Annotated in this window: 19 protein-coding genes, 1 tRNA gene and 2 pseudogenes; 20 read left to right on the forward strand and 2 right to left on the reverse strand. The window is 38.2% G+C overall.

Features of this window, described 5'->3' with window-relative positions:
* On the forward strand, positions 1 to 1260 hold the full coding sequence (locus tag AADV52_RS09415) for an RNA-guided endonuclease TnpB family protein (RefSeq protein WP_126096220.1): 1260 nt from the start codon (positions 1 to 3) through the stop codon (positions 1258 to 1260).
* Between the two features lie 91 nt (positions 1261 to 1351).
* Here the strand turns inward: AADV52_RS09415 and AADV52_RS09420 are convergent.
* Together AADV52_RS09420 and AADV52_RS09425 are read right to left on the reverse strand one after the other, a co-directional pair.
* Positions 1352 to 1688: pseudogene (locus AADV52_RS09420) on the reverse strand (hypothetical protein); the annotation flags it as partial.
* A 13-nt stretch (positions 1689 to 1701) separates the two neighbouring features.
* Complete coding sequence (locus AADV52_RS09425; protein WP_014918142.1) at positions 1702 to 2457, reverse strand: DUF6612 family protein; 756 nt, start codon at positions 2455 to 2457, stop codon at positions 1702 to 1704.
* A 163-nt stretch (positions 2458 to 2620) separates the two neighbouring features.
* On the opposite strand from AADV52_RS09425, the gene AADV52_RS09430 reads away from it, so the two are divergent.
* From AADV52_RS09430 to AADV52_RS09520, 19 genes and pseudogenes are all read left to right on the forward strand, one after another.
* Entirely contained in the window at positions 2621 to 3313 is a 693-nt protein-coding gene (locus AADV52_RS09430; RefSeq protein WP_014918143.1) for a 2,3-diphosphoglycerate-dependent phosphoglycerate mutase, read from the forward strand.
* Positions 3314 to 3532: 219 nt separating this feature from the next.
* Positions 3533 to 4135 carry a pyroglutamyl-peptidase I gene (gene pcp, locus AADV52_RS09435; protein WP_014918144.1) on the forward strand — a complete coding sequence of 201 codons (603 nt, stop codon included), beginning with the start codon at positions 3533 to 3535 and terminating at the stop codon, positions 4133 to 4135.
* Between the two features lie 132 nt (positions 4136 to 4267).
* Positions 4268 to 5674 (forward strand): ISLre2 family transposase, encoded by a 1407-nt coding sequence (locus tag AADV52_RS09440; protein ID WP_126096221.1) that lies wholly within the window; start codon positions 4268 to 4270, stop codon positions 5672 to 5674.
* Between the two features lie 130 nt (positions 5675 to 5804).
* Positions 5805 to 6365, forward strand: a complete 561-nt coding sequence (locus tag AADV52_RS09445; protein WP_014918146.1) for an aldose 1-epimerase — start codon at positions 5805 to 5807, stop codon at positions 6363 to 6365.
* 99 nt (positions 6366 to 6464) lie between these two features.
* Complete coding sequence (locus tag AADV52_RS09450) at positions 6465 to 7571, forward strand: LCP family protein (protein ID WP_041808622.1); 1107 nt, start codon at positions 6465 to 6467, stop codon at positions 7569 to 7571.
* Positions 7571 to 8188 (forward strand): glycerol-3-phosphate acyltransferase, encoded by a 618-nt coding sequence (locus AADV52_RS09455; protein ID WP_014918148.1) that lies wholly within the window; start codon positions 7571 to 7573, stop codon positions 8186 to 8188. Before AADV52_RS09450 ends, AADV52_RS09455 begins: the two co-directional genes overlap by 1 nt.
* Before the next feature lie 35 nt (positions 8189 to 8223).
* A complete protein-coding gene (locus AADV52_RS09460) occupies positions 8224 to 11214 on the forward strand; it encodes an LTA synthase family protein (RefSeq protein WP_014918149.1) in 2991 nt (996 codons plus the stop codon).
* 85 nt (positions 11215 to 11299) lie between these two features.
* A complete protein-coding gene (locus tag AADV52_RS09465; protein WP_014918150.1) occupies positions 11300 to 12694 on the forward strand; it encodes a fibronectin type III domain-containing protein in 1395 nt (464 codons plus the stop codon).
* 253 nt (positions 12695 to 12947) lie between these two features.
* On the forward strand, positions 12948 to 14210 hold the full coding sequence (gene tyrS / locus AADV52_RS09470) for a tyrosine--tRNA ligase (protein ID WP_014918151.1): 1263 nt from the start codon (positions 12948 to 12950) through the stop codon (positions 14208 to 14210).
* Between the two features lie 421 nt (positions 14211 to 14631).
* A pseudogene (locus AADV52_RS09475) lies at positions 14632 to 14989 on the forward strand (hypothetical protein).
* 136 nt (positions 14990 to 15125) lie between these two features.
* A tRNA-Thr gene (locus AADV52_RS09480) sits at positions 15126 to 15198 on the forward strand.
* 97 nt (positions 15199 to 15295) lie between these two features.
* Positions 15296 to 16609 carry a C1 family peptidase gene (locus tag AADV52_RS09485; protein WP_014918152.1) on the forward strand — a complete coding sequence of 438 codons (1314 nt, stop codon included), beginning with the start codon at positions 15296 to 15298 and terminating at the stop codon, positions 16607 to 16609.
* Positions 16609 to 17262: an HD domain-containing protein gene (locus AADV52_RS09490; protein ID WP_014918153.1), complete on the forward strand. Its 654-nt coding sequence runs from the start codon at positions 16609 to 16611 to the stop codon at positions 17260 to 17262. Before AADV52_RS09485 ends, AADV52_RS09490 begins: the two co-directional genes overlap by 1 nt.
* Positions 17263 to 17430: 168 nt before the next feature.
* On the forward strand, positions 17431 to 19053 hold the full coding sequence (locus AADV52_RS09495) for a peptide ABC transporter substrate-binding protein (protein WP_003625555.1): 1623 nt from the start codon (positions 17431 to 17433) through the stop codon (positions 19051 to 19053).
* 93 nt (positions 19054 to 19146) lie between these two features.
* Positions 19147 to 20757 carry a peptide ABC transporter substrate-binding protein gene (locus AADV52_RS09500; protein ID WP_041808624.1) on the forward strand — a complete coding sequence of 537 codons (1611 nt, stop codon included), beginning with the start codon at positions 19147 to 19149 and terminating at the stop codon, positions 20755 to 20757.
* Between the two features lie 157 nt (positions 20758 to 20914).
* On the forward strand, positions 20915 to 22057 hold the full coding sequence (locus AADV52_RS09505; RefSeq protein WP_014918155.1) for an IMP dehydrogenase: 1143 nt from the start codon (positions 20915 to 20917) through the stop codon (positions 22055 to 22057).
* A 173-nt stretch (positions 22058 to 22230) separates the two neighbouring features.
* Positions 22231 to 23160 (forward strand): oligopeptide ABC transporter permease, encoded by a 930-nt coding sequence (opp3b, locus tag AADV52_RS09510; protein ID WP_014918156.1) that lies wholly within the window; start codon positions 22231 to 22233, stop codon positions 23158 to 23160.
* 8 nt (positions 23161 to 23168) lie between these two features.
* Positions 23169 to 24200 (forward strand): ABC transporter permease, encoded by a 1032-nt coding sequence (locus AADV52_RS09515; RefSeq protein ID WP_014918157.1) that lies wholly within the window; start codon positions 23169 to 23171, stop codon positions 24198 to 24200.
* 15 nt (positions 24201 to 24215) lie between these two features.
* The gene (locus AADV52_RS09520; protein ID WP_014918158.1) at positions 24216 to 25274 is read left to right on the forward strand and encodes an ABC transporter ATP-binding protein; all 1059 of its coding nucleotides are present in this window, start codon (positions 24216 to 24218) and stop codon (positions 25272 to 25274) included.
* Positions 25275 to 25280 lie beyond the last annotated feature (6 nt).

Consider the following 25280-nt stretch of genomic DNA (forward strand, 5'->3'; position numbering starts at 1 on the left):
TTGCTTGTTCCCCCCTTCTTTCTTAAACATATGTTTGATATAATCTTAAAAAGAAAGGAGGGAACAAATGTGCTAAAAGGGATCAAATTAAGACTCTATCCTAATAGAACACAACAAAACCAGCTTGAGCAGATGTTTGGCAATGATCGTTTTGTTTGGAATCAAATGCTGGCCATGATGAATGAGCGCTATCAGAATAATAAAGCTTTGCCTTTTTTAGGCAAGTTCAAGCTGAATTATCTGCTTAAGCCGCTTAAAAAAGAATATCCTTTTTTGAAAACCAGCGATTCTTCAAGCTTGCAGGTAGTTAATGAATTTCTAACTCAATCTTGGAAGAACTTCTTTCAAGATAAAACTGGTCAAATTGGCAAGCCTCGTTTTCATTCACGCAAGTATCTGAAAAAGTCTTATACAGGCAAGTCAATCATAAAAACTGCAGGTAAAAGGTACTTGAAGATTCCTAAATTAGGCTATGTCAAAACCAGCAAGAATGGAGTTTTGCAAAACACTAAGATTAAGCGTTATACGGTCGTACTTGAACCAACGGGCAAGTATTATTTGTCTCTACAAGCTGAAATACCTGAACCAGAGAAGTACAGCTTAACTGGCAAACAGGTTGGGATTGATGTTGGCGTGGCTGATTTAGCAATTCTGTCTAATGGGCTAAAATATCCTAGTTTTGACAGTTCTTATTTTGAAAAGAAAGCCAAAGTCTGGCAAAGAAAATATGCTCGTCGCAGACATTTAGCTAAATTATTAGCTTTGCAAGACAGTAATAAAAAGGTGCTTTGTCCTAGAAGCTTAGAAAGCTTTGCTAATTGGCAAAAAGCGCAAAATTCAAAAGCCAGATACCAAGCAAAAATAGCTAATCAGCGCAGAGATTATCTGCATAAACTAACTACGCATTTAGTTAAGCAATATGATGTAATTGCGATTGAAGATTTGAAAACCAAGAATCTTCAGAAAAATCATCACTTAGCTAAATCGATTGCAAATGCTTCATGGCGGATGTTTAGACAAATGCTAGAATACAAATGCGAATGGTATGGCAAGAAACTAATTGCAGTTGATCCCAAGAACACTTCCAGAATTTGTTCAAAATGCGGCTATAATAGTGGCGCTAAGCCATTAGAGATTCGTGAATGGATTTGCCCTAAGTGTCAAACCAAGCATGATCGAGATATTAATGCGGCAGTTAATATCTTGCATAAAGAAAGTAAAAAGCTAAGTGGTCAGGGACTGGCCATGGTAACAAGCTGAGTTCTGTGAGTTAGGTATTTGACTAGTTCAATGTAAGATCCTAAACACTACTCAGTGTTCCCAGAAACCCGGCACTTCAGTGCCGGTGTAGTTCATACCAAGTATCGCGGCCATTGATATAAACGTTGTTCATATTAACCCATTCTTCGCTAGAACGAGTTTTGCCCTTGCTAGAGGTCTCATTAGTAATATGGTAGACGGTTGAATCTCCACCGAATGTGGTGTTGGCGATAGCTGATTGATTAGAGGTATCAGTGCCAAGAGTGACTGACTGAATAACTTGACCGCTCTTGAAGCCCTTTTTAATTTTTTGAACTACCTGAGTTTTGTTTACAACTGGGTCAGCCTCCTTTTCTTTTTGACTGCAGCCACTGAGTAAAAAAGACAGTAGCTAATGATATACCGATAATTGCTTTTTTTAATTTCATGATTAAATTCTTCTTATTTTTTGCCAATTTTTCCTAAATCAACGGAGTTCTTTTTAACTGTGCTAGGAATAGATAATTTCTTAATCTGATCAATTTGATCAACATTCATAGTCAAAGTCTTCTTTTGACCATCATCCTTGTAGCTAGAGGCAATTTTTACATCGTTGACGTTGTAATTTTTATCAACATCAACTTGGATCTCGGTGTTGATTGGCTTTACATCATCAATGTCGATACCGATTAAAGTAGTAACTGCAGCGTCAGAGACGATTGCGTTCCAAACTTTTTTGTTGTTTCCTTTATAAATAAGGGCATAGTTGTTGCCGTTTCTTTTTACTTTGAATTGTTTGTGCAAAGGAATAAATGGAATTAGCAAGTTGCCATTTAAACTTTGGATAAATGATGAGTAGGTGCCAGCCTTAGCAGTCGTCTTGAACCAGTGATCGCTGTTGGTACCTTTCATTTGAATGTAGCTATTTTTCCCTTCAACCCACATTTTATAGTGATTAGAGGTTGCAGAAACATTGGCATAAACGATTGTAGGCTTAGATGTATATTGAACTGCGGCCTTTTGTAAAGTTTTGCCATTGCTTTTTTCATACCAAGTGGCATGCATCGAATTGTAATTTGCCTTTTGTGCTTTAGTTAAAATGGTTTTAGCACTTGGCAAATTGTCGCCAGATTTAGTGCTTTTTTGCGAACACGCAGATAAACATAATGCTAGTAAGGCAACTAAGACTAAAAGTAATTTTTTGTTTTTAAATCTCATTTTTACACTTCTTTTTGAATATTTTTACTTAAAAGTAACACAAAAAGGTAGATAATAAAAAGTGAACATCAAAAAAAGATGTTTTTTACTCATTTCTCTATGAAAAAAACTGTGAAATGTGTAAAATATGGATGAAACATTCAATTTTAAAAGGAGATATTTCATGTCAAAATTAGTTTTAATCCGTCACGGACAAAGTGAATGGAACCTTTCAAACCAATTTACTGGTTGGGTTGATGTTAACCTTTCAGAAAAAGGTGTTGAAGAAGCTAAGAAGGCTGGTCGTTTAATCAAGGAACACGGTCTTGAATTTGATCAAGCTTACACTTCATTATTAACTCGTGCCATCAAGACTTTGCACTTCGCATTGGAAGAAAGTGGTCAACTCTGGATTCCAGAAATGAAGACTTGGAGACTTAACGAACGTCACTACGGTGCTCTTCAAGGTTTGAACAAGAAGAAGACTGCTGAAAAGTACGGCGATGAACAAGTTCACATTTGGCGTCGTTCATACGATGTATTGCCACCAGCTATTGATGATGACAATGAATTCAGTCAAGCACATGACCGTCGTTACGCAAACTTGGACCCACACATCGTTCCTAAGACAGAAAACTTACATGTATGTCTTGACCGTGTAATGCCATTCTGGGAAGATCACATTGCTCCAGACTTACTTGACGGCAAGAACGTAATTATCGCAGCTCACGGTAACTCACTTCGTGCTTTGACTAAGTACATCGAAAACATTTCTGACGACGACATCATGAACCTCGAAATGAAGACTGGTGAACCAGTTGTTTACACATTCGACGAAAACTTGGATGTTGTTAACAAGGAAAAGTTGGACGACTAATTTAATTAATGGTTATTCACACAAAAAAGGAACTTCGCAAGAAGCTCCTTTTTATTTTGCGATTTTTATGCAAAAAAAGCACCCCGGAAGGGATGCTCTATTTTATCAACTTGCCCCAAAAACTATTTTAAAACATTTGATTTCATAATTTTTTGGAACAGGTTTATTATATTATAAATAAAGATATTTTGCCATTTTTTCTAAGAAAAGAGGAACAACATGAAAATATTAGTAACTGGTTTTGATCCTTTTGGTGGAGAAAAGATTAATCCTGCAATTGAAGCTGTAAAAAGATTACCTGATAAAATAGCAGGCAATCAGATTATTAAATTAGAAGTTCCTACTATTTTTTATCAAAGTGCGGAAGTGGTAAAAAAGGCGATTGAAAAAGAAAATCCTGAAATGGTAATTAATGTAGGCCAAGCAGGAGGGCGCAGTGCTATTACGCCTGAGAGAATCGCAATTAATTTTCAAGCGGGCTCAACTCCCGATAATTCTGGCAAGGGTCCTAAAGAGGGCAAAATTCAAGCAGATGGATTAGATGGCTACTTTACGCAATTGCCAATTAAGAAGATGGTCACCGCGATTCGTCATGCCGGCTTGCCTGCACAAGTTTCCAATTCTGCAGGCACATATGTCTGCAACCATCTTTTTTACGAAATTCAATATCTAATTCATCACGATTATCCTAATTTAAAAGCCGGATTTATTCACATTCCATATTTGCCAAGCCAAGCTAAGAATGGACGTTATCCTTCAATGAGCTTAGACAATATGGTAACTGGTTTAACAGTAGCAATTGAAACAGCAGCGATGTGCTAAGTGTATAATTTTTTGCGGTAAGTTGAATAATTAATTAAAAAAGCTCAAATCCTTTGAAATTGGACTTGAGCTCAAGCAAAAAGACCAGTAGTCTGATGTTAACGAAAAAAACACATTAGAAGCTGGTCTTTTATGGAATCTATTATAGCTGATATCGTAAAAATTATTAAGTCTGAAAATAATGTTATTGCCCGTGAAAAGGCATTAATGTGCTATTTCTTTGATCTGATTAGAGAATTGATGACAGCAGCACTAGAAGAAGTTGATGCTGGTCTAGTTGAAGAGACTAAAAAGCAAGGCTATCAGATCGAGAAGAAAAATAAGCGTTCAGTTGTGACTGCCTTTGGTGAAATCAGCTATTGGCGCAGAAGATATGCTTGTCCTGGCAAAAAGGCTAAATATCCACTGGATAAGCTGATGGGCTATGACAAATATAAGCGTTACAGTGTTTTGGCAGTGAAGGATATTTTGCAGGTTAGCGCCGTGGCAACTTACCGCAATACTGCTTTAGCTGTTAATACTCTCTCCTGTTTCAATATTAGCCATAGTCAAGTTGGCAAGCTGATTGTGCAAGCAGGCAAACAGATTAAAGCACAGCAGCAGTCTGAGGAAAGATACGATGGTATTGCTCAAAAGAAAAAGGTGCCAGTGCTTTATCTTGAAGGCGATGGCGTTGTGATCAAGGGCACCAAGAAGCGACTGGAATTTCATCGCTATCAAGTCTGCGAGGATATTATTAATTTAAGCAAGACACGCAGAAAGAGAGTACAGGCCAAAGAGTTTGTTTCTTTAAGCCGCTTGGATGCTTTGCAAGAAATTAAAGCTTATTTAGCCAATACCTATGACTTAAGCGATACTTTAATCATCAGTAATGCCGATGGCGGTGCTGGCTATGCCAAGAAAGACTTTGATGAAATAGTTGGCTATTGCCGGCAGCACGAACACTTCTTGGATGTCTTTCACTTGAACAAAAAGATTAAAGATCGTCTAAGCTTCATGCCGGCCATGCAAGGCAAATTGATCAGTGCAGTTGAGTTTAAATATGACCGTCACTTGACTGACGTGATTTTAGACACGATTGAAAGCAATCTGATTGATGAGCTGAATACGCCAGAAAATCATGAGAATTTAAGGCGCCTGCGCAGCTATCTTCATCGTCGCTGGGTGGATATTAAGCCATTCAAAATGCGTCATTTGTCAGTAATTAAGGCAATTGGCTGCTGTGAGAGCAATCACCGCAAGTATACTTATCGCGTCAAAGGGCAAGGAAAATACTGGTCAGAAGATGGTGCCGAAGGAATTCTGCGTGTGCTGACTTGCATTAAAAACAAAGAGCTGGAATACTGGCTTAGCAGTGAATTTGCAGGTGGGCAGCTCGATATTGTTGATCAGGAAGAATTGAAAGGTGCAGTTCGTGCCAGCCTAAGAAAGACGCATGAAGCTCATCTGGGCATTCATCACGGCGCCATTGAAAGCTTAACAGCAGGACATAGCTATTTAAACGATTTTAGCAGAAAAATAAATCAAATAAATATTTAAGAAATTAAGGTCAGACTAATGGCTAATAGCCTACCGCAAAAATATTGACACTTACGCGATGTGTTAAAAATTGACAGTCGCCCCTGTTAAGTGCTATTTTTGTCAATGGAATTAAAGTGGGGAGAAAAATATGCAAACAATTGATAATTCTCTCTTACAAGTCTCTGTCGATGAGAATGGGGCCGAAATGGTCCATCTTGTATCTATTAATGATAATTATGATTATCTCGGCGAAAATGGGACTGAAGAGGGTATGGCAATTGCTTTTCCAGTGCTTGATCAAGGCAATAACTGGGCCAGCAAACTGCCCTGGACTGTCGTAGATAAAGGTGATACTCGAGTCAGTTTGACTTTAATTGATACTCCGGAAAGCTATAAGAGTTTTCCGTATCATTTTGAAGTGATGACAACTTATGCTTTGAAGGGCAATCAATTAAAAATATCATTTTATCTAAAAAATTCATCACATAAGGAATTACCATTTTCATTAGGCTTTATATTGCCAAATACTTGGCAAAGTCAAAGCAGCGTTAATAAAATTAGTTTGATTAATGAAGAACATGGAATTGATATTGTTTCGACTGATTTTAAATTAACTGCAGAAGATGGCAAAGTTACTGCTTTTACAGATAAAATTGAATTGGAGGCTGAAAGCAGCTGCAATTTTGAGATTACCTTGACATTGAAGTAAAATAAGTAACGATTTTAATAAGATGTAGGAAGCAAGTCAGCGATGATTTGCTTTTTTTGTTATAATACACTCATGTGAATTTACATATAGGTATGATTTATGAAGAAAAGTAAAAAAGAGTATAGAAATCACCCGACCGAGACTCGAGTGCAGAATCATAGATATAAAAAACGACATATTTGGGCGTGGGTCACGGGGATAGTTGCTTTAGTGGCAGTAGTTGCGATTGCGGCTTATTTTGCTTCTGTTTACTTCAAAGCAAAGAATGCCGTTGACAAAACCTATGATCCACATACTGCAGTGAAAACTACAGGTGAATTTAATGGGAAAAAACGTTTTGCCGTTTTATTGATGGGGACTGATACTGGTGCTCTTAATCGAACGGAGAAGCGTGGACGAACCGATACCATGATTTTAGCTGTAGTTAACCCTGCTAAAAAGCACTACACGCTGGTTTCTATCCCGCGTGATACGATGGCACAGATGGTTGGTAGTGAAACCTTCCGCACCGAAAAAATCAACGCTGCCTATGAAATAGGTGGAGCGAGGATGGCAATGGATTCGGTTTCCGAATTGATCAATGTGCCGATTAAATATTATGCCGTGGTGAACATGGGCGGAATCATGAAGATGATTCGCTATGTTGGCGGTATTAATATAAGGCCAACGCTTAGTTTTGAATATGGCGGCTATGTTTTTGAAAAAGGCAAATTAACCCATATGGGTGGTGCCGGAGCACTGGCTTATTCAAGAATGCGCTACGACGATCCTAAGGGCGATTACGGCAGGCAAGAAAGACAGCGACAGGTCATTGTGACTTTAATTAAAAAGGCTGTCTCAATTAGTTCGCTATCGAATTTAGATTCAATCCTGACTACGGTTTCAAGCAACGTTAGAACTAATTTGCCATTTAGTGCCCTGCAGCAGATTGCAATGAATTATCGTAATTGTGCTAATAGCTCATCTAGTGATTATCTTCATGGTTATAGTGCAGAAATTAAAGACGCAGCTTATCAGATTCAGCCAACCAGCGAATTACAACGAATTTCGTATTTAGTTCGGTCAGAGTTGGGCTTAGAAAAAGAAGTTGTTCAGAATAACGAGACTTTCCAAAATGAACAAAATGAGGCTAACGGCTTTAGTTTTGAGAGCGGTAAGACGCAGCATTATCATATCTATGATTACACTGGAGAAGGGGATAATTAATGGAGCGAGTTTGGGCGACGCTGATTGGCTATGTTTTTGGCAATTTTTTGACAGCGATGGTTGTTGGTAAAATCTTTTTGAAAATAAATCCTACAGAATATGGTTCGCATAATCCAGGAACGGCTAACATGGGGGCCGTTTTTGGAAAGAAATGGGGTATTTTAACTTGTTTAGGCGATTTGCTAAAAAGTTTAATTGCCCTGTTTATCGTATATTTTGCTTTCCCAGCACATATCAATATTGCATATGCTGGGTTAGGCCTGATTTTAGGCCACTGTTTTCCAATTTGGGATCACTTTAAGGGTGGTAAAGGCGTTGCCGTTGCTGTTCAGGTGGCGGTCTTTTATAATTGGAGAATTGGTTTTGCAACTTTGCTGGTTGCTCTTGTGTTAACTGCAATCATGCAAAACTTGACGATTCCGCCAATTGTGTTTATGCTTTTATTCAGTGTTTATGCTTTTTGGCATAACCAACAGGCAGGAATTGTCTTTTTGGTGATTACTTTGATCATGATTTTCAAATTCTGGCATGATATCATAGATTTCTTTACCGGTCATGGCAAAAAAGTTGATATCTTGTATTCGATTAAGAAGAAGTTGAAAATTAAGAGCAAGTAATAACAAAAATTTTAGTAAGGACATAGACTAGGAAAATGAGTGAGATTAATAAAAAGAAATCACTAAGTGTCGGTCAAATTATTTGTATAATTTTGGCTGCATTTTTAATGCTAGTGCAAATGTATTCATGGGGTAAAACCTTTGGCAGAATGCCATTGAGTACCTTAATGAGATTTGTTCCAGGGATGTTGGACAAGGCAACGTTAGTGCTTGTGCCAATGGTCTTTGGGGCTGTATATAGCAAAAAGAAGATTCGACCAACTGAGGCCTATAGATTCTGGATCATTGCGGTCGTAACACTAGTACTTTTATACTTGGTTAACTTCTTTAAGCGACCAGGTAGCTTTAACATGTGGAAGCTTTGGGGCGTATTCTTCCCAGTTTTGACAAGTACTTCAGTATTGCTGGCTGGATTGATTTTTAGTATTTGGGCTCAACCATATTTATATGAGTTGCAGCATCGAATTACTACTAAGCAGAACTTATTGCTTCTTAGTGCATTGACATTAGTTGGCTTTGCCACTAGTGCTGGTACGATGTACTTCAATTACTCTATTTACGGCGCTTACCTTATTTTGTACTTTGCTTGGGGGATGTTCTTAGCCAACGTTAAGATCCCTAAGAAAGTATTCGGCTGGTCAATTGCCGCTGGAGTATTTTCATTCTTTGTAATGTTTATTGGTGTTCCAGGATTTAACGGTGTTTACTGGTATCAACGTTTGTCTGGTCGTAGTAGCGTTAACTCTTGGACTCCTAAGTTTTTAAGCAATCCTGCTTCACCATTCTTATTCTTAATGGTTTTGGCAGCATTCTTAATCTTTAGAAAAGTAATCGTTAGCTATAGCGCTAAGGATATGCATTTCTTTATTCCAGTAATTATCTTTATGGATGCACCAATTACTGGTGACTTCGCAAGCTCATTCCGCTTTACTAACAGCGCTGGTTTCAACAAGTTTTTGATGATCGTCATTATGATGATCGCAGCTCTTGCGTTGAATTATTTATATAACCGCTTTTTATTTAGAATAAAGCCGATTAAGAAGACAGTTGAGTTCTTCAATAATCATGACAATTTAGCTGAAGTTCTTGAATATGGTTGGAAGAACTTTACAGCTTGGGTAGTTGAAAATCGAGTAAGACTTCTTACTTGGGGCTGGTTCTATATTCTGAGTTTTGTTTCATTCTTAATTGAATCAGACAACTTAAGAATTCAAATCACCACGGCTACTGATATCAATGCCGTAATTTTCTTGCTCGGAACTAGATTCTTTGCAATTATTTTGACAGCCATTTTCTTGGATGCCATGTTTGCAATTTTCTACTTCATCACGACTCGTTACTGGACCTCAACCATTTTGGTCAGTGTAATTACTATTGGTTGGGCTATTGCCAACAAGACCAAGCTTAACCTTCGTGGTGAACCTATTTATCCAACTGAACTTGATGAAATTGTTAACTGGAAGACTTTGCTTCCAATGGTTGGTCAACAAAAGGTAATTATGATTGCCGTTGCTTTGGTAATTGTAATTGCTTTGACAATCTTCCTTGAAATCAAGTTCCCAATTAAGAAGAAAGGTTCATTGAAGCGCCGTGGTATCTGGGCATTGCTTAGTTTGCTTTTGTTTATGACACCAGCTCGCTTCAACCATGATGGCGGAATTATTTACTACATTAATCATGGTTTTGATAACAAGCAATCATTCAGAAACCCTGAACGTGATATCCAAATTAACGGTCCTGTCTTAAACTTCTTGAACTACTTCGATTTACAGATTATGAATAAGCCATCTAATTACTCCAAGGCTACGATTGATCACTTGAATGAAAAGTACGGCAAGATCGCTGATGAAATTAACAAGACTAGAAAGAATACTTTAAAGGATCAAACTATTGTCTATAACTTGAGTGAAAGTTTCGTTGATCCATATACTTTCCCAACAGTTAAGATTGATCCTAAGGTTCCAAACCCAGTTAGGTTTATTCAATCAATGAAGGACAGATCTACTTACGGTAGCATGCTTAGTGCAGGTTACGGTGGTGGTACTGCCAACATGGAATGGGAAACTTTGACAGGATTTAACATGGGTATGTTCAAGTCAACTTTGACTCCATATGTTCAAATTGTGCCCAAATATGACTTCTACCCAACTCTTGGCATGGACTTCAATTACAAGTCTGCTGTTCACCCATTTATTGGTACTTACTACTCAAGAGTAGAAGACTACAAGAGATTTAAGTTCAATAAGTTTGTTTACCTTGGTTCTAAGTACAAGATTATTGACCAGAAGAAATTAGGCAAGAGTAGTTACAACTCTGACTTCACTACTTATGCAAATGGTTTGAAGCAAATCAACAGCATGAAGGGTGGTCAATTCATCAACTTAATTTCTATTCAAAACCACATGCCTTACAACAATTGGTATCCAAACAACGAATACATGGGTAAGGTATCAGGTGAACTCTTTAACACTGCCGCTGTTCGTGAACAAATGGCAACTTACATGAAGGGTGTTCAATACACTGATAAGGCTGTTAAGAAGTTCATTGGTCAAATTGATAAGATCAAGAAGCCAATCACTATTGTCTTCTACGGTGACCACTACCCAAGTATCTTGTCACAAAACTACACTGCTAAATATCCTGTTCAAATGCACGCTACTCGCTACTTCATTTACTCAAACAAGTATGCAAGAGAACATGGTGCTAAGGAGAAGTTGCCTCACAACACTAACTACGTCGACACTAGTGACTTCACTGCAATGATGCTTGAACAAACTAACTCTAAGGTAACTCCTTACCAAGCATTACTTACTGAAGTACACAAGAAGCTTCCTGCAATCACTATTAACTTTAATGGTGATAAAGGCTTCCAATTAGTTGATCAAAAGGGACACTTCGTTGATCCTAAGAAATTGACTTCAGAACAACAATCAATTTTGAATGATTACGAAATGGTTCAATATGATATGACTGCTGGTCAAGCTTATGGCTTGAAGGCTAAGGGATTCTACAAGTTGAATAATTAAACGAAAGGCCGAACGCGAAGTTCGGCCTTTTTTGTGTCTAATGGTAAAATAGTAGCTAAGAAAAAACGTTTTAAAGGTGATTAAGATGAAAAAGATAATGACAATGGCACTAGCAAGTGCTGCACTTCTTGGACTTTCCGCAACAACCGTTCAAGCAGGAACATATAATCCAAAAAATACCACTGCTTTTAAAATTAATAAGCTTAACCATGTAACTAAGGGTAAAATTTACAAGTTGCATTTGCCTGCAGCTGGTAGATTAGTTACAAATGGCGATGTTACTTTGAAAAATAGCATGGAATGGACATGTATCCCTTATTGCAAAAAGAAGAATACATATTATTTGCGTAAGGGTACATACTATTTGACTAGTTCAAAGAATGCTAATGTAAAGACTGCTTATACTCGTTTAACTAAAATTCGTAAGGGTCTAGAAACCTACGTTGAAACAAAGAAGAATAATGATAACAGCAGCCTTAAGGCTAGAAAGATTGAAATCGGTCAAAAGATTAAGGCCATGGGTGAGATGTACAATTACGATAGTATCGACTACTACAGCTTTACTATTGATTCACCACAAATGGTTACGATGAAGATGACCAATAATCCAATTTATCAGCTTGGAAAAGGCAACATCTTTAGCAAGATGGACGTAATCATGTTTGATAAAGATAATTCTGTTGGTGGTGGCAGTATGCTTTATCCAGAGGATTTCAAAGTTAATGGCAATAAGACTGCCAGTCAAAGTTGGTACTTGGCTAAAGGTACTTATGTATTTAGCGTAAATACTCGTGGACTTTATAACTTCCAATTGACAGCTGTTCCTGATACACGTATGGTGCCGGCAGATACTGAAATTGAATCTTTGAAGGATACCAAGGATGGCGTGATTGCTACATTGAGGGATGCATTTCATGCTAAGACTTACGAACTTGCATGGCGTGAGAAAGGTTCAAAGGCTGCTTCCTTTACTTCTAGCAGCAATACCACAGAAGTAAGTACTGCTCCTGAAACACGCTATATAGAAAGAAATGGCCATAAAATTCCAGTTCAAATTGGTAAAAAGTTAGTTAATGGTAAAACCTATGATTTCGTGGCTCGCGGTGTAAGCAACCCCGATTACATTCGCTATGGTGTTCCAGAAACTGATAATTATTTTGGTGCTTGGAGTAAAGTCGTAGAGCACACTTACTATGCTCCTTCAGATGCAACCCCGGGTGCAGTTGATTTAACTATTGCTAAAGCAGATAATACTTACCACAACATTCATGTAGCTTGGAAGAAAATTGATAGTGCACAAAGCTACCGTGTTGCTTACCGTCAAAAGGGTACAAGCAAGTGGTATTACGAAGTGACTGATCAAGTTTCTAATGCAATTACAGGCATTACCAGAAATAGAAGCTATGAAGTAAAATTGCAAGCTTTAAACGGTAGAGAAGAAGGCCCATGGTCCGCAATTAAAACAGTTTTCTTAAAATAGCGGTTGACTAAAGCGATTTTTCTCGTTAATATCATAACTAACGAATGAGTAGCGAATCGGCTCAGCGTTCAGAGAACTAGCGGGTGGTGTGAGCTAGACAGGTCGGTTTTAGCGAAGTACTTAATAGGGTTGCTCCTTTACAGGCTTTAATAAGGCGCAATAGCGCAAACGTGGGTGGTACCACGGCTAATAATGTAATTTAGTCGTCCCTTGATCTTCGGATCAGGGGACGTTTTTTATTGGAGGAAAATATATGGCAAAGTTTGATATCTTAGAGGACTTGAAGTGGCGTGGAGCCATTAACCAAGAAACTGATGAAGAAGGCTTACGCAAGTACTTAGCAGAGCATGATGACTTGGCTCTTTACTGTGGTACTGACCCAACTGGTGATTCACTTCACATCGGTCACCTTATTCCATTCATGATCTTGAAGAGATTCCAAATGGCAGGTTACCACCCAGTAATTTTAATCGGTGGTGGTACTGGTGCAATCGGTGACCCATCTGGTCGTAAGACTGAACGTACTTTGCAAACTGCTGACCAAGTTAAGCACAATGAAGAATGCTTGACTAACCAAATGAAGAAGTTGTTTGGTACTGAAAACTTTGAAATTAGAAACAACGCTGAATGGCTTGGCAAGCTTAACTTGATCGACTTCTTGCGTGACTACGGTAAGTTCTTCCAAGTTAACAACATGATTAACAAAGACGTTGTTGCTAGTCGTCTTGAAAATGGTATTTCATTTACTGAATTTACTTACCAAATTTTGCAAGCAATCGACTTCTACCACTTGAACAAGGATGATGGCGTTCAACTTCAAATTGGTGGTAGCGATCAATGGGGCAACATCACTGCAGGTATCGATCTTATCCATAAGCTTGAAGGTGCAGATCGTCCTGCCTTTGGTTTGACTATTCCATTGATGCTTAAGGCTGATGGTACTAAGTTTGGTAAGTCAGCTGGTGGTGCCGTATGGCTTGATCCTGAAAAGACTAGTCCTTACGAATTCTACCAATTCTGGATTAACCAAGATGACCGTGACGTTGTTAAATACCTTAAGTACTTTACTTTCCTTAGTCGTGAAGAAATCGAAGATTTGTCTGAAAAGACTGAAAAGGAACCTTGGAAGAGAGCAGCTCAAAAACGTTTAGCTGAAGAAGTAACTAAGTTCGTTCATGGTGAAGCTGGTTTGAAAGAAGCACAAATGATTACTGATGCTTTGTTCTCAGGCAACATCAAGAACTTGTCAGTAACCCAAATCGAACAAGCTTTGAAGAATGCTCCGAGTGCAGAAGCCGGTTCAGAAAAGAAGAACTTGGTGGACTTCTTAGTTGATACCAAGATTGAACCTTCAAAGCGTCAAGCACGTGAAGATATCAAGAACGGTGCAATCTATGTTAACGGTGATCGTGAACAAAGCGTTGATTTTGATGTTGATCCTTCAAGCGCATTTGATGGCAAGTATGTAATTATCCGTAAGGGTAAGAGAAAGTACACTTTGGTTACTATCAAATAATTAACTGTTTTACTTAAAATAAATATAGTATAAATGGGATGCGTGAGCATCTCATTTTTTATTATTTATTGTACCTATATAATTTTTACTTATTATAGCTATGCTAGGAATGCTTGCAGAACAGGTAAAATATTTTTTACTAATTAAATCGTTATTTTATTTCTTGAATATAAATTGCATTATTAGCGCTTTATAGCATTCACAAATTCACATGATGACTATATGAATAAATAAATTACAACAATAACTGTGATAAGATATATGCATATACTATTAACGAATATTGATCTAATGCACACCCCTAAAGTATATGCTTTTTGTGAAAAGCTGTGAAAGCAATCGCAATGTGGTTTACTTTTTGATTTTGGTGTTATAGTAAAAGTGTAAAGGGAAAACGAGAAGATAGAAAGAGGTTATTAAAATGTTAGAATCTAGTAAAGTTTTAAAGGTTGTTTCAAGTTTGGTAATCGGTTTAAGTCTTTTAGGTGTTGGTGCCAATGCCGTACAAGCTACATCATTCGTTGCTCCAAAGTTGGGTACTGCAGAAGTTGCTCCAACTAATCCTTCAATCAAGAGGGGGTGACAAGATCTTTGTTGTTGTAAAAGACACTAAGAATCAAAAAGTTACTGTTTATAACAAGAACGCTAAGAAAACCAGCAAAAAAGTTGCTATGGGTTCAACTTACACCGCTAAAGCAGTTAAGAAAGTTCACAGCACTAAGATTGTTAGAATTAACAAGAGTCAATGGTTGAACACCAAGGACGTTGTAAAGGACTAATAGAGCAAGGAATAAACTTAGATTAACAGTTTTAATGATCTCAGACTATTTCTGTTTTCAAACTCTTGGATTAGGAAAATTAAAGGACAAAGATATTCGAAATGAATGTCTTTGTCTTTTTTGATACAATAAAGACGCCGCTTTAGCTCAATAGGTAGAGCACCGCCGTGGTAAGGAGGAGGTCCCCAGTTCAAACCTGGGAAGCGGCTTTGATTGAAGGGCTAAACAAGTCCTTTTTTTCATAGCTAAAATAATGCTAAAATGATGGCAACTGAATTGAATGATTTTATCGAGAAAGGAAAATCTATGAAACACGAACTTACAATGGCAGAAATTGCCAAATTCCAACAAGAATATGAAAAAGAACCTCAAAATCGTGTTGCGGAACTCGCAGTCGTAAATAACGGCGTACAAAAGGCTAGTTTCAACAATGAAGGCGTTAGAAAATTAAACCGGACCTTTTCAATTGAAATTCCTACTGATAATGTAACTGATCAAAAGCAATCTGGACGCTGCTGGTTGTTTGCGGCATTAAACACTTTGCGTCATGGATTTGCTAAGAAGTACAACACCAAGAATTTTACTTTTTCTCAAAATTATCTCTTCTTCTGGGATAGAGTGGAAAGAGCAAATATTTTCTTTGATAATATCTTAAATACTGCAGATAAACCGCTTGGTGATAGAACCGTTCACACTTATATGCAGGGCCCTGACGCTGATGGTGGTCAATGGGCAATGGCTGTGTCATTGATCCGCAAGTATGGTTTAGTGCCAACTTACGCACAAGAAGAAAGCTTTACTGCAAACAATACCGCTGCCTTCAACCGTGCATTGAACATGAAGCTGCGTGAAGATGGCTTAATTTTGCGTAAATTAGCTAAGGAAAATAAAACCGATGAAATTGAAACAAAGCGTCAAGAATTCTTGAGCGAAGTTTACCGCATGGCTGTCATTGCTTTTGGTGAACCTGTTCAAAAATTTGATCTTGAATTCAAGGATGACGATGGCAAGTACCACTTTGATGGTGATTTAACTCCACTTGATTTCTTCCATAATTACTTTACAGATGATCTTGATGATTATATTGTTTTGTTCAATGCGCCAGATCATGAATTTGATAAGCTTTATGCTTTGCCATTTGAGGATAATGTTGAAGGCGGCACTCCTGTCCAATTTTTGAATACTGAAATTGACAACTTAAAAGAGGCTGCAATTAAGCAACTTGAAGCTGGTGAAACTATCTGGTTTGGCTGTGATGTTGGCAAAGACAGTGATCGTCAAAAGGGTATCTTGTCTAAAGGCCTTTACCAAACTGATACTATTTTTAATATTGAAACCAAATTATCCAAGAAGGAACGCTTGCAAACTGGTGCTTCTGGTTCAACTCATGCCATGACGCTAGTCGGTGTTGATGTAGTTGATGGAAAGCCGCGTCAATGGAAGATTGAAAACTCATGGGGTGCAAAAGTTGGTGAAAAGGGCTACTTTGTCATGGATGATGACTGGTTCAACGAATATCTCTTCAAGGTAGTAGTTAAGAAGCAATATGTTCCAGATAAATTAGTTAAAATCTGGGAAGGCGAAGCAACCCCAGTTGAAGCATGGGACTCAATGGCATAATGGATATTGCGGCAGTTATTCGATTTACTAAGGAACACTTGAAAAATGAAAAAACAGGCCATGATTTTTATCATGGTGAACGCGTAGCTCATTTAGCCAGCAAGATGTATCTAGCTGATCATGAGTCAGCACATGAAGATAGTCGTGTGGTAGCGATTATTAAAAGTGCAGGTTATTTGCATGACACAATTGATGAAAAAATCTGTGCTAACCCTGAAAAGGTAGTAGAAGAGATTAAAGAATTGTTGCCTCAAGTTGGCTTTAATGACTTAGAAGTATGGGACATTTTATTTACTATCCAACATATGTCTTTTTCAGCAAATATTGAGCATCACTATCATTTGCCATTATCTGGGCAATACGTGCAAGATGCAGATCGCTTGGAGAGTCTTGGCGCAATTGGAATTGCTCGTGCTTTTACCTACGGCGGAAAGCATGGCAACAAGATTTATGATCCTGAGATTAAACCTGAGAAGCTAGTTAGTCATGATCAATATCGTAATCATGAAGAAACGACGATTAATCATTTTTATGAAAAATTGTTCTCGTTAGCTGATTTGATGAATACGCCAGCCGCTAAAAAAGAAGCTCAACGGCGAACAGAATACATGCGTACTTTTGTAAAAGAATTCATGGATGAATGGAGTGTTTAAAATAATTTAATATTTAATAAGCCTTGATGTAGCAACATTGAGGCTTATTTCTTTGCTTAAAGTTAAAATTATTATTAGAAAAAGCTTGCAAAATTAATAAGTACCGGATATACTTATAAACAACTTAAGAAATTTATTAATTTTCTCATAAATGAGAGGGGCAATAATATGAAGTTTACAAAATTATTTGCCGCAGGAGCAACAGTACTTATCGCTGGCTCCACTCTAGCGGCTTGCGGTGGCAATAGTAATAGTTCGTCAGGTTCATCTAAGAAGACCATCAACTGGATGGACTCAGCTGAAATTCCAACTATGGATATTTCTAAAGCCACTGACGTTACTAGTTTTAACCAATTGGGTAACGTTGAAGAAGGACTTTACCGTTTGGGCAATAAGAGCAAAGTTGAAAATGCTTTGGCAACCAGTACTAAGGTTTCTAAAGATGGTAAGACTTGGACTTTCACATTACGTCCTTCTAAGTGGTCCAATGGTAATAAGTTAACTGCTAAGGACTTCGTATATTCTTGGCGTAGAACTGTAAATCCAAAGACTGCTTCACAATATGCTTACCTCTTCGAAGGTATTCACAACGCAACTAAGATTTCTGCTGGTAAGGCACCAGTTAACAGCTTGGGTATTAAGGCTGAAGGCAATGACAAGTTAGTCGTAACTTTGGACAAGCGTATTCCTTACTTCAAGTTGTTAATGGGCTTCCCATTATTCTTCCCACAAAACCAAAAGGTTGTTGAAGCAAATGGTTCTAAGTATGGTACTTCATCCAAGACTACTGCTTTCAACGGACCATTCGTACAAAAGGGTTGGACAGGTTCAAACCTTTCTTGGAAGCTTGTTAAGAACAAGAATTACTGGGACAAGAAGAATGTTAAGCTTGATGCAATTAACTACAGTGTTCAAAAGACACCTTCAACTGCTTACAATTTGTACCAATCAAAGAAGCTTGATGCAACTATCTTAGATGCACAACAAACTAAGAACTTGAAGCACAATGCAGGCTACACATTGCGTGACACAGCTGCAACATTCTACCTTCAATTCAACCAAAAGAGAAAGATTTTCCAAAACGCAAACTTGCGTAAAGCTATCTCAATGTCAATCAATAGAAAGGCTTTAGGTAATGCTTTAGGTGGTGCCAACACTCCAGCTGACAGTTTGACTGCTAAGGGCGTTGTTAACCACGATGGCAAGGATTGGGCTTCAGTAGTTGGCGATAAGGAAAGTGCTTCTTACAACCCAGCTGATGCCAAGAAGCTTTACCAAAAAGCTTTGAAGGAATTAGGCGTTAAGAACGTTTCATTCACCATCCTTTCAGATGATACTGACGCTGGTCAAAAGACTACCGAAACTCTTCAAAGTCAATTAGAAGAAAACTTGAAGGGCATGAAGGTTTCAGTAGCTAACGTTCCATTCAAGACTCGTTTGAACCGTTCAACTAATGGTAACTTTGATATCGTAGTATCAGGTTGGTCAGCTGACTTTGCCGACCCAATTTCATTCGTTGACTTGTTCACTAGCAAGAACGCTAACAACAACGGTAAGTGGAGCAATGCTCAATACGATAAGTTGATCGCTGATTCTAAGACTACTGATGATAATACTAAGCGTTGGAATGATCTTGAAAAGGCAGAAAAGATCTTGCTTAGCGAAGAAGGTATCGCACCACTTTACTACAAGACTGAAGCTTGGCTTGTACGTCCAGACATCAAGGGTATCGTTTACAACGGTGCTGGTTTGAACTACAACTTCAAGGAAGCTTACGTATCTGGTAATTAATCAATAGTACATTGACAAAAAAGAGTAGCTGAATTGGCAGCTACTCTTTTCTGCACCTTGGGAGGCAAAATTATGTGAAGATTGAAAAAAATAATGGCTGTAGGAGTTGTTGCCTTGGCTGGTGCGGCACTTGCTGCATGTGGCAATAATAGTAGCAATTCATCCAGTGGCACTAAAAAGACTTTAAATTGGATGGATAAAACAGAAATTGAAGGCATGGACTTATCTAAAGTTACTGATGCTACAAGTTTTACCCAATTGAACAATACTATGGAAGGACTCTACCGCCTGGGTAAAAATTCTAAAGTTGAACCTGGTTTGGCTACTAAGACAACTACTAGCAATGATGGCAAGACTTGGACTTTTACCTTACGCAATAATGATAAGTGGTCCAACGGTGATCTCGTAACTGCACAAGACTTTGTGTACTCTTGGCGTAGAACCGTTGATCCAAGTACGGGTTCACAATACTCATACTTGTTCTCTGGTGTGAAAAACGCAGATGCAATTGTGGCAGGGAAGAAGAAACCTAACACTTTAGGTGTTAAAGCCGAAGGTAAGGATAAGTTAGTAGTTACTTTGGATAAACGTATTCCTTACTTCAAGTTGCTTATGGGCTTTCCATTATTCTTCCCACAAAATCAAAAAGCAGTTGAACAATATGGCAAGAGCTATGGTACTTCATCCAAGACAACGGTTTACAATGGCCCATTCATCCAAAAAGGTTGGACAGGCTCGAACCTTTCCTGGAAACTTGTTAAGAATAAAAATTACTGGGACAAGAAGAACATTAAGTTGGATACCATCAACTTCAGCGTTCAAAAGACCCCATCAACTGACTACAACTTGTATCAATCAGGTAAGTTAGATGCAGCTTTGCTTGGTCCACAAGCTTCTAAGCAATTGAAGAATCAAAAGGGCTACACGCTTAGAAAGACTTCTTCAACTATCTACTTAGAAATGAATATGAAGAAGAAACCATTTAACAACGAGAACTTTAGAAAAGCTATTTCTTTAGCTATCGATAGAAAAGAATTGGCTAACTCAGTTGGTGGTACTGCAGAACCAGCAGATACGCTTTCACCTGAAAATATGACTGAGGTCAATGGTAAAGACTACACTGACTTAGTAAGAGGTGAAGCAACCAAGCAGTTCAATACATACAACAAGAAGCAAGCACAAGCATTCTGGAAGAAAGCTCAACAGGAATTGGGCAAGAAGAGTGTCAACTTTGCTATCTTGACTTACGATGATGATGCTTCTAAGAAGGCGGGTGAATACTTGCAAAGTACTATTGAATCAACCTTGAAGGGCGTAAACGTCAGAGTACAAAGTATTCCTAAGAAGACAGCCTTGAACCATGCAGGAAGCGGCAACTACGACGTCTTCTTAATGGGATGGACTGCAGACTTTTCAGATCCAATTTCATTCTTAGACTTGAACACATCTAAGAACTCTCAAAACTGGGAAAAGTACTCAGATCCAACCTATGACAAGTTAGTTGCTGATTCTAAGGTAACTCCGAGTGAAACTAAGCGCTGGGATGATTTGGTTAAGGCTGAACAAAGAATCATTTCTACTCAAGGCGTAACACCTTTGTACCACCCAGAAGAAGCTTGGATGGTTCGCCCAAGCGTCAAAAACGTAATCTACAATGGTGCAGGTGCTCCTTACAACTTCAAAGGTGCATATGTTGCCAACTAACTATAAATAACAATAACTAAACAATAAAAACTCCTCTCTTAAGTTAAAAGCAGGCTGAAAAAATTCAGTCTGCTTTTAAATTTTTCCTTGAAAAATGGTAAATCTGCTAGTAAAGTATAGCTAATAATTTTTTTTGAATGAGAAAAGGCGAGCATAAATGTATAATTGGGATACAAAATTTGCCAAAAAAGGTTTAACTTTTGATGATGTTTTATTAATTCCAGCAGAAAGTCATGTTTTGCCAAATGAAGTAGATTTAAGTACTAAATTGGCTGATAATATTAAATTAAATATTCCATTGATCAGTGCCGGCATGGATACCGTTACTGAAGGTGCAATGGCTATTGCAATGGCTCTCCAAGGTGGATTGGGCGTTGTACATAAAAATATGTCTATCCAAGCACAAGCTAGTGAAGTAGCTAATGTTAAGAGCGTAGTGGTACCAAGTAATGCTACCAAGGCTGCAGTTGATGATCAAAATAGATTGCTTTGTGCAGCAGCAGTGGGCGTGACTAGCGATACTTTTGAAAGAGCTGAAGCTTTGCTTGAAGCTGGTGCAGATGCTATTGTCATTGATACTGCACACGGTCATTCAGCAGGTGTTTTGCGCAAGATTAAGGAAATCCGTGAACATTTTCCTAAGCAAACTTTAATTGCGGGTAACGTTGCTACAGGGGATGCAACTCGAGCATTGTTTGATGCTGGCGTTGATGTAGTCAAAGTTGGTATTGGACCTGGCTCAATTTGTACTACTAGAATTGTTGCCGGCGTTGGTGTTCCACAAATTACAGCTATTTATGATTCTGCTACAGCAGCACGTGAATATCACAAGCCAATTATTGCAGACGGTGGTATTAAGTATTCTGGCGATGTTGTTAAAGCACTTGCTGCAGGTGGCAATGCTGTAATGCTCGGAAGCATGCTTAGCGGTACTACAGAAGCACCTGGCGATATTTTTGAAGATAATGGTAAGAAGTTTAAACGTTACCGTGGTATGGGATCAGTTGGTGCAATGGCTCAAGCTCACGGCTCAAGTGATCGTTACTTCCAAGGTGGCGTTAACGAAGCTAATAAATTAGTACCTGAAGGTGTTGAAGCTCGCGTAGAATATAAGGGCGATGTTAGTGACGTAGTCTTCCAAATTGACGGTGGTCTTCGCTCTGGTATGGGATACTGTGGTGCAGCTAATATTCCTGAATTGATTGAGAAAGCTCAATTTGTACAAATTACTAATGCCGGTTTGCGTGAATCTCACCCACATGATGTACAAATGACCAAGGCAGCACCTAATTATAAGTAAAATCATCGCAAGATTTCTTCAATAAATTAAAAATAAGAGAAAAGTATAAGCTTTTCTCTTATTTTTTTAATTTTATTTAGTATTTACCTAGATATTTTTGAATCATTTGGTATAATTAAAACAACATTAAAAACAAAATATAAAATAAAAAGAAAAATGAGGGAGCAATTAATATGGCTAGATACCTATTAAAACGTATTTTTTATATGATCCTCACTTTGTTTATCGTAGCCACGGTAACGTTCTTCTTAATGAAGTTGATGCCTGGTTCACCTTACGCTAACGAAGCGAAGATGACACTAACACAGCAACATATTATGAATGAACAATATGGATTGAATAAGCCTGTTTGGCAACAATATTTAATCTATATTGCTGGGATGCTTCATGGAGATTTTGGAACGTCCTTCCAATACAGTAATCAATCTGTATCTTCATTGATTGGTGCTCGTTTAGGAGCTTCAATGCAATTGGGATTGCAAGCTTTAATCTTGGGCGTTGTACTTGGCGTAATCGTCGGTGCTATTGCTGCTGTGAAGCAAGGAACTTGGGTAGATTCAACTGCGACCGTAATTTCTATTATTGGTAAATCAGTTCCTAACTTCGTTTTAGCAGTACTTTTACAGTACTATATTGGTTTAAAGCTAGGTCTTTTTCCATTAGCTGGTTGGGGTCAATTCTCTCAAACGATCATGCCAACAATTGCTCTGGCGGTAGGACCATTCGCCGAGACGGCGCGGTTCATTAGAACTAGCATGGTTGATACCTTGAGTAGTGATTACATTGAATTAGGTAAAGCTAAAGGCTTGAGCCGAATGGAAGTTATTAGAAAGCACGCAATGCGTAACTCAATGATTCCATTAGTTACCTTAATTGGTCCTTATGCAGTTGCTTTGATGACCGGTTCAATGGTTATCGAGAATATCTTCAATATTCCTGGTATTGGTGAACAATTTGTTAAGTCAATTTTGACTAACGACTACCCAACAATCATGGGAATTACGATGGTCTACTGTATCGGACTTGTAGTAATTTTGTTGATTACTGATATTATCTATGGATTGATTGATCCAAGAATTAGATTAGATGAAAGCGAGGCTTAGAAGACAATATGGCTGAAGAAAAATTAACCCTTCCTGCAGATGCCTTTGAACCTTTACCAAAAGATGAAGCGCAAGATAATGAAAATATTGCTGGTCCATCATTGTCCTTTGTCCAAAACGTTTGGATTCGTTTTAAGCAAAGAAAAGCAGCTGTGATTTCAGCAATTATCGTTATTATTATGATTGTTGTTTCCTTTGGTTCAACGCCATTTATTAATAAATCAACCTTGGTTAAATCACATCCACAATATGCCAACTTACCTGCTAAGGTTCCTGGCATGAGTGCAGTTAATGGCTTGAACGGTAAGATCAAGCAAAACGGCAAGTGGGTTGATGCATATGCTGAAAACAATGTGCCAAAAGATAAATACTTTATTGCCGGAACAGATTACTTAGGTCGTTCACTTGGTCAAAGAATTATTTATGGTACAAAGATTTCTTTAATTGTTGCCTTAGTTGCTGCCTTCTTTGACTTAACTATTGGGGTCGCGTACGGAATAGTGTCCGGATGGAAAGGCGGAGGAGTCGATAACGTGATGCAGCGAATTATCGAAATTATCTCTTCCGTACCTAACCTGATTATCGTTGTTTTAATGTTGGTTGTTTTAAAGCCAGGTATTACCTCAATTATTTTAGCCATCGCCATTTCTAGTTGGACGACAATGGCGCGGCAGGTCAGAGCTGAAACGCTGAGTTTGAAGAACGAAGAATATGTTTTAGCAGCCCGTTCATTGGGTGAATCATCATGGAAGATTGCTTGGAAGCACTTAGTACCAAACCTTTCAAGTATCATCATCATTCAAACGATGTACACTATCCCAACTGCTATTTTCTTCGAAGCTTTCTTAAGTTTCATCGGTATCGGTATTTCTGCTCCAGAAACATCACTTGGTGTATTGCTTAATGAAGGTCAAAAGAACTTCCAATTCTTACCATATCAAATGTGGTACCCAGCAATTGTTTTATGTATCTTAATGATTGCCTTCAACTTGCTTGGTGATGGTTTGCGTGATGCCTTCGATCCAAGAGGACAAAGATAGAAAGGACTAACCTAAATGCCAGAAGAAAGAGTTTTAGATATTAAAAATTTAAAAATTGATTTTCACACTTATGCTGGTGAGGTTAAAGCTATCCGCAATGTGTCCTTTCACTTGAATAAGGGTGAAACTTTAGCAATCGTAGGCGAATCTGGTTCAGGTAAGTCTGTTACTACTCGTAGTATTATCGGTTTATTGGCACGTAATGCCAAAATCGAGGGTGGCGAGATTGATTTCCATGGTAAAAACTTATTGGATTTGCCTGAAAAAGAAATGCAGAAGATTCGTGGTAATGAAATTTCAATGATTTTCCAGGATCCAATGACTTCACTTGATCCTACGATGAAGATTGGTCAGCAAATTGCGGAACCTTTGATTAAACATAAAGGCGTTTCTAAAAAAGAAGCTTGGGCCAAGGCACTGGATATGATGAAGGCTGTTGGAATTCCTCATGCTGAAGAAAGAATCAACCAATATCCACACCAATTCTCAGGTGGTATGAGACAGAGAATTGTTATTGCTATTGCTCTGATTTGTGAACCTGAAATTTTGTTGGCCGATGAACCAACTACTGCGCTTGACGTAACTGTTCAAGCTGAAATTTTGGACTTAATGAAAGATTTGCAAAAGAGAGTAAAAACTTCAATTATTTTCATTACACACGACTTAGGTGTTGTTGCAGGAATGGCTGATCGTGTAGCCGTAATGTATGCCGGTGAATTCCTTGAATTCGGCGGTGTCGATGAAATCTTTTATGATCCACAACATCCATATACTTGGGGCTTAATTAATTCAATGCCAACACTTGAAAGTGATACTTTGGAATCAATTCCGGGTACTCCACCTAACTTATTGGATCCACCAAAGGGTGATCCATTTGCCCCAAGAAATAAATACGCAATGAAAATTGATGTAGAAAAGAAACCACCATTCTTTAAGGTGTCAGATACGCACTATGCAGCAACTTGGTTGCTTGCACCAGGTGCACCAAAGGTGAAACCGCCAGTGGAAATCCAAAGACGCTGGAAGAAATATGATTTAATGAAACAAGAAAACAAACTACCAAGAGTTAAGTAGTCGCAG

The sequence above is a fragment of the Lactobacillus helveticus genome (genome assembly GCF_046109915.1).
Classification (GTDB): Bacteria; Bacillota; Bacilli; order Lactobacillales; family Lactobacillaceae; genus Lactobacillus; species Lactobacillus helveticus.